Here is a 228-nt window from a genome sequence, read left to right on the forward strand (position 1 = left end):
CGGATCTTTCTGCGGTGTCCTCCCGCTTTCCCATATACCGATCAGTGAATCAGTCGGTGTGATGATATGCCCCAAATCCCCGGCCAGCTTTTGTCTATCAAAATAATGCTGAATGAAAGTTCTCAGCATGCCGTCCTTTACCTTGAAGGTAAATAACATCGGCAAATGATTTTCTTTAAAATCAGCATACTGCCGATACCTCATGTTTGAATGATGAAACTGGGTGTG

At 43.9% G+C, this 228-nt stretch carries 1 pseudogene; it reads right to left on the reverse strand.

What is annotated here, in order from left to right:
• Positions 1–228, reverse strand: a pseudogene (locus KVT31_RS30115) (ABC transporter substrate-binding protein); the annotation flags it as partial.

The organism is Bacillus sp. GbtcB14 (assembly GCF_019091205.1).
GTDB classification, from domain to species: Bacteria; Bacillota; Bacilli; order Bacillales; family Bacillaceae_G; genus Bacillus_A; species Bacillus_A cereus_AG.